This window comes from Enterobacter sp. CGMCC 5087 (assembly GCF_003144775.1).
Taxonomy (GTDB): Bacteria; Pseudomonadota; Gammaproteobacteria; order Enterobacterales; family Enterobacteriaceae; genus Enterobacter; species Enterobacter cloacae_M.
Genome location: NZ_QFXN01000145.1, coordinates 1 through 1,862, shown reverse-complemented (window position 1 = coordinate 1,862; position 1,862 = coordinate 1). Strand labels below are relative to the sequence as shown.

Here is a 1,862-nt window from a genome sequence, read left to right as displayed (position 1 = left end):
GCCGTGAACGTGTGAAAAATTCACGCCCGCCTGTTCGAAGATGCCGCCGTTACGCAGAACCCGGCTGCGCCCGCCGCCGCCAGCCTCACGCTGCCAGTTATCTTCCTGAAATTCACCGCCGTCTGCGGCGGCCAGTTTCTGGCAGATCTCATCCTGCAGCTGCAGCAGGAAGGTTTTTACCAGTTGAGCATCGGGTTTCATCAACGTTTCCTGGAGTGCGCTTTTTGGTTATCGAACCAGTTGAAGTAACTGATAATGCCGGAGGCGATGGCGTTGGCGATCTTCTGACGAAACGCCGTGGTGCCGAGGAGCCGCTCTTCTTCCGGGTTGGTAATAAAGGACGTTTCCACCAGCACGGACGGGATGGACGGCGATTTCAGGACCACGAACGCCGCCTGCTCGGTGCCTTTGCTGTGCAGACGATGCACCGGCTTAATCTTCTTCAGAATATGCGAGCCGAGCGTCAGGCTGTTTTTAATCGTATCCGTCTGCACGAGGTCGAACAGCACCTGCTGTAGCAGGTGATCTTTGTCAGTGGCTTTTTTCCCGGCGACTTCATCCGCCCGGTTTTCGCGGTCGGAGAGGTATTTTGCCATGGCGCTACTGGCGCCACGGTTGGAAAGCGCAAACACCGAGGCGCCAGCCGCGGAAGGGTTGGTAAAGCCGTCGGCGTGGATCGACATAAACAGATCCGCACCGTGCTGGTGGGCGATCTCAACGCGGTCATACAGCGGAATAAAGGTGTCGCCAGAGCGCGTCAGACGGGCGTCAATGCCGTTGCTGCGTAAAATTGCGCGCACGTTTTTTGCAATTGCCAGCACGACGTGTTTTTCTTTCGACCCGTTTTTGCCTATAGCGCCGGTATCAATACCGCCGTGGCCCGGGTCGAGCATCACCAGGCGCTTCGCGCCCGGCTTTTTGGTTTTCGGTTTGCTGTGTCCGTTACTGGTTTTGAGCGTGCTCTCGTCTTTTGCCTGAGCCTGCTTTGCGATGCCCGTTAACGTTAAGGCCGCCAGCCCCGCTTTGAGAACCTGACGACGCGATGTGAGTGCTTTTAATGGTTTGAATGTGCTCATGCGGCCTGAATACTAAAAAATGGGGTCCTGGTGTTATATCGTATCGTGTTTCCCGTTACGACAGTCCATATTGATAATTGTTTTACTTTTCATTTCAATACGTGACAAAGTGACATTATGCCAAATTTTGGCGAGATTTTCCCCGGTTATTGGCGAAAGGCGAGCTTCGCGCCATAATCACTGTTTTTAAACCCGAAAAGGCGGTTAATACCATGGAGATACGCGTTTTTCGCCAGGAAGATTTCGAAGAGGTGATCACCCTTTGGGAGCGCTGCGATCTGCTGCGTCCGTGGAACGATCCGGAAATGGATATCGAACGTAAGGTGAATCACGACGTCAGTCTGTTTCTGGTCGCGGAAGTCAACGGCGAGGTTGTGGGGACGGTCATGGGCGGTTATGACGGCCACCGCGGCTCGGCCTATTATCTGGGCGTCCACCCCGAATACCGTGGCCGCGGCATCGCCAATGCGCTGCTGAACCGGCTCGAGAAGAAGCTGATCGCCCGTGGCTGCCCGAAAATCCAGATCATGGTGCGGGAAGATAACGACGTGGTGCTGGGCATGTATGAGCGTCTGGGCTACGAGCATTCTGACGTGCTGAGTTTAGGAAAGCGTCTGATCGAAGATGAAGAGTACTGAGATCCATCCGGCAGACTTTGACGCGCAGGGCCGCGTCAGGCTGCCCTTTTTATTCTGGTGCGTTCTGCTGCTTCAGGCCCGAACCTGGGTGCTGTTTGTGATGGCCGCCGCGTCGCGCGGGCAGGGCGACACGCTGCTGAATCTCTTT

General features: G+C 55.5%; 4 protein-coding genes. 2 read left to right on the top strand and 2 right to left on the bottom strand.

All coding sequences use genetic code 11. From position 1 onward, the window contains the following. Both DEO48_RS13100 and amiA read right to left on the bottom strand, forming a co-directional pair. Positions 1–201: coproporphyrinogen III oxidase (locus tag DEO48_RS13100; protein WP_146198270.1), on the bottom strand; the 201-nt coding region annotated here is incomplete at its 3' end. Beyond that, positions 201–1,076 (bottom strand): N-acetylmuramoyl-L-alanine amidase AmiA, encoded by an 876-nt coding sequence (gene amiA / locus DEO48_RS13095; RefSeq protein ID WP_023308739.1) that lies wholly within the window; start codon positions 1,074–1,076, stop codon positions 201–203. The genes DEO48_RS13100 and amiA, both read right to left, overlap by 1 nt. 212 nt (positions 1,077–1,288) lie before the next feature. Here amiA and DEO48_RS13090 point away from each other — a divergent pair, with 212 nt between their 5' ends. Next, positions 1,289–1,714 carry a GNAT family acetyltransferase gene (locus tag DEO48_RS13090; RefSeq protein ID WP_023308738.1) on the top strand — a complete coding sequence of 142 codons (426 nt, stop codon included), beginning with the start codon at positions 1,289–1,291 and terminating at the stop codon, positions 1,712–1,714. Further along, on the top strand, positions 1,701–1,862 hold a 162-nt coding region (locus tag DEO48_RS13085), incomplete at its 3' end, for a DUF2919 family protein (RefSeq protein ID WP_146198269.1). The genes DEO48_RS13090 and DEO48_RS13085, both read left to right, overlap by 14 nt.

What these genes read in the sequence shown, in the direction of transcription:
- DEO48_RS13090 (WP_023308738.1), top strand. Translation starts at nt 1,289, where the DNA reads ATGGAGATACGCGTTTTTCGCCAGGAAGATTTCGAAGAGGTGATCACC.
- amiA (WP_023308739.1), bottom strand. Translation starts at nt 1,076, where the DNA reads ATGAGCACATTCAAACCATTAAAAGCACTCACATCGCGTCGTCAGGTT.